This is a genomic window from Reyranella sp. (assembly GCF_050185545.1).
Classification (GTDB): domain Bacteria; phylum Pseudomonadota; class Alphaproteobacteria; order Reyranellales; family Reyranellaceae; genus Reyranella.
The window spans coordinates 41,661-48,734 of record NZ_JBFWZI010000020.1; the positions used below are offsets into that span (position 1 = coordinate 41,661).

Genomic DNA, 7,074 nt, shown 5'->3' on the forward strand with positions numbered 1-7,074 from the left:
GCGGGGCCGTCGAGGGCGATGTGCCCGCGGTCCATGACGTAGGCGTGCTGGGCGACCTCGAGCGCCAGCTCGATGTGCTGCTCGACCAGGATCAGCGACATCTCGCGCGACAGCTGCTTCAGCCGCTCGGCAATCTCCTCGATCACCCCGACCCACACACCCTCGGTAGGCTCGTCGAGCATCAGTAGCTTGGGACGGCCGAGCAGGGCGCGGCCGATCGCCAGCATCTTGCGCTCGCCACCCGACAGCGTGCCGGCCGTCTGGCCGAGACGCTGCGCCAGCTTGGGAAAGAAATCGAGGACGTAGTCCAGGCCGGCGCGATCGCGCTGGCGGATCGAACCCAGCAGCAGGTTCTCGCGCACCGTGAGCTTGGCGAAGATGCCGTGTTCCTGCGGCACGTAGCCGATGCCGCGTCGCACCCGGCGTTCGGCCGGCTCGCCGTCGACGGCCTGGCCGTCGAGTCGGATCGTGCCGGCCATCGGCTTCAGCTCGCCGAACAGGGTCTTGAGCAGCGTCGACTTGCCGGCGCCGTTGCGTCCCAGCAGGGCGATCGCACCGCGCGCCGGCGCGGCTATCGACACGCCGAACAACACCTGGCTGCGACCATAGCCGGCGCTGAGGCCATCGACCTGCAGGAGGGCTGCGTCAGACACGGGTCGTGAACACCTGCTGGACCTTGGGCGAGCGCTGGATGGTCTCGACGTCGCCCTGGTCGAGCACCCTGCCCTGGTCGAGCACCGTCAGGTGATCGCAGATGTCGCGAATGAAATGCAGGTCGTGCTCGACGATGATCAGCGTGCAATGCGCCTTGATCGGCTCGAGCAGCCGACCGGTGGCACGGCGCTCTTCCGGACTCATGCCGCCCGTCGGCTCGTCGAGCAGCAGCAGTTTCGGCGACAGCGCCAGGGCCATGGCGATCTCCAGCCATTGCTGCTGACCGTGGCTTAGCTCGCCGGCCAGATCGTCGGCGCGGTCGATCAGCCGGAACTTCTCCAGCAGAGCGCCGATCTCGCCGTCGAGCCGGCGCCGCGACGACGACATCAGGAGCTTTGCCAGGCTTTCGCCGGATTGCCTCGCCAGCAGGACATTGTCGTAGACCGACAGTTCCGGCAGCACGGCGGTGATCTGGAATTTCAGGCTGAGGCCCGCGCGCGCCCGCTCGTAGGGCGTGGCCCGCGTGATGTCGCGGCCGTCGAAGGCGATGGTGCCCGCGTCGGCGACATGGTCGCCGGCAATGGCCTTGAGAAGCGTGCTCTTGCCCGAGCCGTTGGGGCCGATCAGCCCGTGGAAGGTGCCAGCCTGCACGTCGACGTCGACGCCGTCGAGCGCCCGCAACGTGCGGAACGTCTTGCGCAGTCCGCGGATCTCGAGCAGCGCCACGATCGTCCCTACCCGTCACGCCGGCGCCGGCCGTAGGAGCCGATGCGCTCGCGGTCGGACATGAACAGGCCGAGGATGCCCTTGGGCTGGAACATCACAACGACCAGCAGGACCAGGCCGAGAATGACCGGCCAGATGGCCTTGATGGCCGCCTGGTCGGCCAGGACGTAGGTCAGGATCTCGACCACCGCGGTACCCAGGATCGGCCCGATCAGGGTGCCGGAGCCCCCGAACAGGCAGTAGATGACCGCGGCGGTCGACAGCCCCGGCCCCATGTTGCCCGGCCCGATGAAGCCCTGGTGGTAGCTGTAGAGCGCACCGCCGAGCCCCGCGACCATGCCGGCGAGCGAAAAGACCAACGCCTTGAAGAGCTGCACCCGGTAGCCGAAGAAGGCCAGCCGCTCCTCGTTCTGGCGCATGCCCGCCAGCACCAGGCCGAGCTGAGACTGTTTCAGGAATCGGGCGCCGCTATAGACCAGCAGCAGGATGGCGAGCGCCAGCGAGTAGAACGCCGTGCCTTCGACGAACTCGTAGTCGCCGATCTTGAGGAGCTTCACCGCGGAGAGGCCATTGCCCGCGCCGACATATTGCCAGCCCGACACGAGGCGCTCGGCGGCGTACGACCCAGTGAGCGTTCCGAGCGCCACGAAGATGCTGGTCGGCGGCTTGCGACCGAGCAGCAGGAACGCAGCGAACAGTCCCGACAGCAGCAGGCCAACCAGCATGGCGAGCGGTAGCGTGCCCCACAGTTCGCTGAAGCCGAGATCACGCCCCACCAGCGCGATGACGTAGCCGGCCACGCCGAAGAACAGCGCCTGGCCGAAGCTCATGATTCCGGACAGGCCCCAGCACAGGTCGAAGCTGATCGCGAGCAGCGACAGGATCAGCACGTTGGTGAACAGCGTGATCAGGTCGGTCCGCTCGCCGAGCATGATCGGCGCCGCCAGCGCGAGCAGCAACGCCACGCCCTCGACGATCGGCAGCACGCGGCGGAACGCCCGCTTGCGCTCTGCCTGCCGCGGCTTTTCGGCGCTGCTCTCTGCGGTCCCGAGTCCAGAGCCTGCTTCGGTCAGCATTCCTTGGGATCGACCATCTTGTCGCTTTCGATGATGTCGTAGCGCGTCTTGCCGGCGTCGACTTTGCACTGCGCGATGTACATGTTCATCTTGCAGTGCATCTTGCCGGGAACCATCTCGGCGCCGCCGCCCGGTCCCTGCTCGATCTTGGCCTTGTCCATCGCCGCGGAGACGGCCTCGCGCGACAGGTCGCCCTTGGTCGCCTTGACCGCGGCCTCGTAGAACTTGATGCCCCTGTACATGCCGGTCGCCGCCGAGCCCGCCGTGAACAGGTACTTGGTGTCGGGGAACTTCTTCATGTAGTCGACCTGAAGCTGCTTGCTGAAGGGGTCGTTCAGGGACTGGTAGTAGTCGAGGCAGCTGTAGAGGTTCTCCATCTCCTGCGCCGGATGGTAGTTGAGCAGGTTCTCGTCGTAGTAGACGCAGCTCAGCACGCCACCGTTCTTCTGGAAGCCCGATTCGTAGAGCTGCTTGACGAACGGCTGCAGGCCCGGCGGGATCACGGTGTTGAACACGCAGTCGACCTTGCCGTCGCGGATCTTGCCGATCGTCGCCGAATACTCCGGCTGATCGAGCGGGTAGTACTCCTCGAACACCACCTCGCCGCCATTGGCCTCGATGACCTTGCGCGCGTACTTGTTGAGAAGCTGCGGCCAGACATAGTTGGCCGACGGCATGGCGAAGCGCTTCTTGCCCAGCGTCTTGATGATGTAGGGGATCAGCTTGTCGCACTGCTGGGCCGGCGTCGGGCCGGTGCAGTAGAGGTGCTTGGTGCACTCCTGCCCTTCGTAGAGCTGCGGATATATGTAGAGCGTGCGGCCGCGATTGACGATCGGGTCCTTGATCGCCTGGCGCATCGCCGAGGTGATGCCGCCCAGCACGACGTTTACCTTGCGGTCCTGGATCAGCTTGCGGACGTTGCCGACGGCGATCTTCGGATCGGACGCGGTGTCCTCGAGAAAGAGCTCGATCGGTCGCCCGCCGATGCCCCCCGCCTTGTTGATCTGCTCGACGGTGAACTGCGCGACCTGCCAGTTGGCATTGCCCGACGGGGCAATGGCGCCGGTGATGTCGGTGGCGATGCCCATCTTGATCGGATCGGCGGCGAAGGCGCCCTTCGGCGCCAGCATCCAGCCGCCGCCTCCGGCGATCCAGCCCGCCGCGCCGAGCGCGCCGGCGCCGAGCAGCCGACGGCGGCCGAGCTGCAGTTGGTCTCGATTGATGCTGTCGCTCATGGTCAGAGCCTCCCCTGTGTGATGAATCCCTGCGGACGGAACTTCACGATCGCCAGCGCGATGATGAACACCAGCGGATCGGCCAGCACCGGAATAACCAGCCACGGCAGTCCCGCCGCCATTCCGCCGACCGCCGCTGCTCCCAGCACCGGCCCCTCGAAGGTGCCGACGCCGCCCAGCATGACCGACAGGAATGCCTGGACGAGGAAGCGCGTGCCGATGTCGGCCGAGAGCTGGTAGAGCGGGACGATCAGCGCGCCGGCCAGCCCGGCCAGCGCGGCACCGAAGGCGAAAGTGAATGCGTAGAGCTTCGAGGTCGAGATGCCGCAGGCGCGCGCCAGGTTGGGGTTCTCGAGCGAGCCGCGGATCTGCAGGCCGACCGAGGTGCGGGCGAGGAAGAGCCAGGTGCCGGCAATGATGCAGATCGTCGTCAACACGATCACCGTCCGCCAGGCCGAGAAATCGATGCCGAACAGCGTGAACACGCCGGGCAACGGCTCGGAAATCGACTTGTAGTGGCCGCCCAGCAGGCCGCGCACGATCTCGCGGATCACCAAGCCGACCGCGTAGGTCCCGAGCATGGCGATGATGGGCGCGGCGTAGAACCGGCGGATGACCAGGCGCTCGAGCACCAGCCCGATCACCGCCAGCACGACCGGCGCTGCCACGATGCCCGCCCACGACGACAGGCCGCCACTCTCGAAGAGGTAGACCGTGTAGGCGCCGAGCAGCACGAACTCGCCGTGGGCGAAGTTGAAGATGCCCATCATGCTGGCGATGATCCCCAGCCCGAGCACGATCAGCACCATCACCGAGATGAAGGCGAGCAGGTCGAACGCGAGCTTGACTTCTATGCCCATGACCTCCCCGCGCGAACGCCGGCAATCGACGGTCGATCGAGATAGTTAAAACAGAAACATTTCGTGTTTCAATTATTTTATCTTTGCGCCGACGAGGCTAAGGAGGCTCAGCGTGCTCCCAAAGCTACTTTCCCGGACGAGTGGGCGATCCTCGGCACGGCCGTCATTGTCGCGGGCTCGCTCTATGCGTGGCACCACAGCCGGCTCCTATGAAGATCGGGGCGGGCACCCCCACGATCTTCTCAGCATCATGGCGCACGCCGCGCGCGCTGGGGGTCTTCAGTGAGAACGACGGAAACTTTTCACGGTCCGATTTTGCGTCTTTTGCGTCATTTGCGTCAGTGCCCTTCGGAATCAAGCACTTGCGAGTGACGCAAAACGGATGTCGACCGCGGTTTTTGCGTCAGCCTGGCGTTTTGCGTCAGTCTCGCTCGCCGACACGACGAATTCCGTAGCGTCCTCGATCACCTCGCGCGGTGCGGCGACGCGAGCGCTCGCCTTCTTGCTGGGTATCTCCTGGCCGAACGATTCCCAATCGGCCACAGCCGCAGGCTTGCGCATTATCCATCCTCCCTGATGCTGCGCAGTCGCCGGCAACGAACCGTCGCCAGCTCTTGCCAAGCTAGGCGAGATTTGCGCGACGTCAAGCCCGCTCAGCCGAAACAGAGAAGCCGAGACTCGAGCCACCCTGGTCCTGTCCTACTGCGCCGACATCGTCATTCCCTCCCGAGCTTTGCTGCACCGGAGCTGGGAAGGAAATATGGGTCAGAATTTCGCCATGACCCGAAAGTCGAAGCCCTGAGCTTCGCCGAGATAGATCGGCATCTCGGCACGCTGGCGGTGAAGACCGACCGGGCCACGGCCCCCGTGATAGACCGCGCCCTCGGCCGCCGCTGCAAGCGCTCGCGCATCCAGGGATCCCGCCCGACGGGCCAACGCTTCGAGGCAGCACAGGCCCTCGTAGCTCGACTGCGCCGTTGCGCCGGGCACCGGCGCACACGCGCCAAAGACATGGTGATAGGCTTCGCGGAAGGCTTCGCCGGCAGCATTGGCCGGATCGACGAAATAGCCGGACGCCGCATAGAGATTCTCGGTCTTGTCGGCGCCGATCCCCAGCAACACGGTTTCGTCCACGCAATTGGCCAGCCGCAGCATTCGCCCCGACAGGCCATGCTCGGCGAACGACCGATTGAACATGATGCCATCGAGCCCGATCAGGGAGATGAAGACGACGTCTGGGCGCGCCGCCTCGATGCGGGCCAGGTAGCCGTCGTGATCCTGCTCGCCGAGCGCCACGAAATCCTCGCCGACTACCTGGCCGCCAGCCTCCGCAATGTAGCGCTTGACCGAACGATGGGAGAGCCACGGCCACACGTAGTCGCTGCCGATCAGGTACCAGCGCTCTGCCCGCTTGCGCTCGGCCAGCCAGGCGATGGCCGGCCGGGCCTGGCGCGGCGGCGTCTCGCCGATGGCGAGCACGCCGGGAGTCCGCTCGCCGCCCTCGTAGATCGGCGTATAGATGTAGGGCACCCGGCCCGAGAAGATGTCGCGCAAGGCCACGCGGACGGCACTCGTGTGGGCCCCGAGGACGAGGTCCGCGTCGTCGAGTTCGACCAAGTCGCGGGCTTCGCTCTCGAGATCCGTCAAGGGAGCGCCGGTGTCGTGCACGCTGAGTTCGATCTCCCGCCCGAGGATGCCGCCCCGGGCGTTGATCTCGGTTGCCGCCAGGAGGGCGCTGTTGACGGCGGACGGCCCCCAGATGCCGGCCGTTCCGGTCAGGCCAATGAAATGGGCAATGCGCAGTTTCGCGCTGCTGCCTCTCCCGCGAGCCGGCGGGCGCTCGTGCAGAACCGCGTACGGAACCTCGCGTGGCACGCCCAGGAGGCTCGCCGTCGAGCAATCCATTGGTTTCTCCTCCCTGGCTTCCATACTGAGGCCAAACGAGCGGTCCCGAAACGTCGATCCTAGCCCGCTCTCCCCGTCCCCCGGATAGAAAGTTGAATTTTCAATAGTTCACAGTCATATAGACGCGGCGTTCGTGTCGACGCGCTCTCGCCGCCGGGATAGCCAAGTGTCCGATTCGTCCTCCGCCGACTCACCGATCACGCTGCACCTCGCCTACCTGCTGGCCCAGGCCAACCGCGAGATCAACCGCCAGCTCGATGCCCGCCTGCGGTCGGAAGGCGTTCCGGTGGAGCAATGGCGCATCCTCAAGCTCCTGTCCGACGGCAATGGGCGCTCGATGGGCGAGCTCGCCGAGACCGCCCTGCTCAATCACCCGACTCTCACCAAGACCATCGACCGAATGGTCGCCGACTCGCTGGTCTATCGCATCTCCGACCCGGCCGACCGGCGCAAGGTCCTGATCTTCTGCTCCGACCGCGGCAAGGCGCTGGCGCGCAAGCTCGCTCCCCTGGCGCTCGACCAGGAAGCCCACATCGTCAACAGCTACGGCGACAAGGCGACGGCGCAGCTCAAGCGATTGCTGGAAACCCTGATCGAACGCGCCGGCTGACTCCAACT

8 protein-coding genes are annotated in these 7,074 nt (G+C 65.8%); 1 reads left to right on the forward strand and 7 read right to left on the reverse strand.

What is annotated here, in order from left to right; genetic code table 11:
- From AB7O82_RS08085 to AB7O82_RS08115, 7 genes are all read right to left on the reverse strand, one after another.
- The coding region (locus tag AB7O82_RS08085) for an ABC transporter ATP-binding protein (protein WP_428619155.1) at positions 1-653 on the reverse strand (653 nt) is incomplete at its 3' end.
- Positions 646-1,380, reverse strand: a complete 735-nt coding sequence (locus AB7O82_RS08090; RefSeq protein WP_428537508.1) for an ABC transporter ATP-binding protein — start codon at positions 1,378-1,380, stop codon at positions 646-648. The genes AB7O82_RS08090 and AB7O82_RS08085, both read right to left, overlap by 8 nt.
- Before the next feature lie 8 nt (positions 1,381-1,388).
- The gene (locus AB7O82_RS08095; RefSeq protein ID WP_428537510.1) at positions 1,389-2,456 is read right to left on the reverse strand and encodes a branched-chain amino acid ABC transporter permease; all 1,068 of its coding nucleotides are present in this window, start codon (positions 2,454-2,456) and stop codon (positions 1,389-1,391) included.
- Positions 2,450-3,691 carry a substrate-binding protein gene (locus AB7O82_RS08100; RefSeq protein WP_428619158.1) on the reverse strand — a complete coding sequence of 414 codons (1,242 nt, stop codon included), beginning with the start codon at positions 3,689-3,691 and terminating at the stop codon, positions 2,450-2,452. Before AB7O82_RS08100 ends, AB7O82_RS08095 begins: the two co-directional genes overlap by 7 nt.
- A 2-nt stretch (positions 3,692-3,693) precedes the next feature.
- Entirely contained in the window at positions 3,694-4,551 is an 858-nt protein-coding gene (locus tag AB7O82_RS08105; RefSeq protein WP_428537515.1) for a branched-chain amino acid ABC transporter permease, read from the reverse strand.
- A 354-nt stretch (positions 4,552-4,905) separates the two neighbouring features.
- The gene (locus AB7O82_RS08110) at positions 4,906-5,112 is read right to left on the reverse strand and encodes a hypothetical protein (RefSeq protein WP_428537518.1); all 207 of its coding nucleotides are present in this window, start codon (positions 5,110-5,112) and stop codon (positions 4,906-4,908) included.
- Between the two features lie 204 nt (positions 5,113-5,316).
- The gene (locus AB7O82_RS08115; RefSeq protein WP_428619161.1) at positions 5,317-6,456 is read right to left on the reverse strand and encodes a substrate-binding domain-containing protein; all 1,140 of its coding nucleotides are present in this window, start codon (positions 6,454-6,456) and stop codon (positions 5,317-5,319) included.
- A gap of 166 nt (positions 6,457-6,622) precedes the next feature.
- Here AB7O82_RS08115 and AB7O82_RS08120 point away from each other — a divergent pair, with 166 nt between their 5' ends.
- A complete protein-coding gene (locus AB7O82_RS08120; protein WP_428619164.1) occupies positions 6,623-7,066 on the forward strand; it encodes a MarR family winged helix-turn-helix transcriptional regulator in 444 nt (147 codons plus the stop codon).
- The last annotated feature ends 8 nt before the right edge of the window (positions 7,067-7,074 follow it).

Coding starts and splice junctions, on each gene's coding strand:
- AB7O82_RS08110 (WP_428537518.1), bottom strand. CDS start 5,112: ATGCGCAAGCCTGCGGCTGTGGCCGATTGGGAATCGTTCGGCCAGGAG.
- AB7O82_RS08100 (WP_428619158.1), bottom strand. CDS start 3,691: ATGAGCGACAGCATCAATCGAGACCAACTGCAGCTCGGCCGCCGTCGG.
- AB7O82_RS08115 (WP_428619161.1), bottom strand. CDS start 6,456: ATGGATTGCTCGACGGCGAGCCTCCTGGGCGTGCCACGCGAGGTTCCG.
- AB7O82_RS08095 (WP_428537510.1), bottom strand. CDS start 2,456: ATGCTGACCGAAGCAGGCTCTGGACTCGGGACCGCAGAGAGCAGCGCC.
- AB7O82_RS08105 (WP_428537515.1), bottom strand. CDS start 4,551: ATGGGCATAGAAGTCAAGCTCGCGTTCGACCTGCTCGCCTTCATCTCG.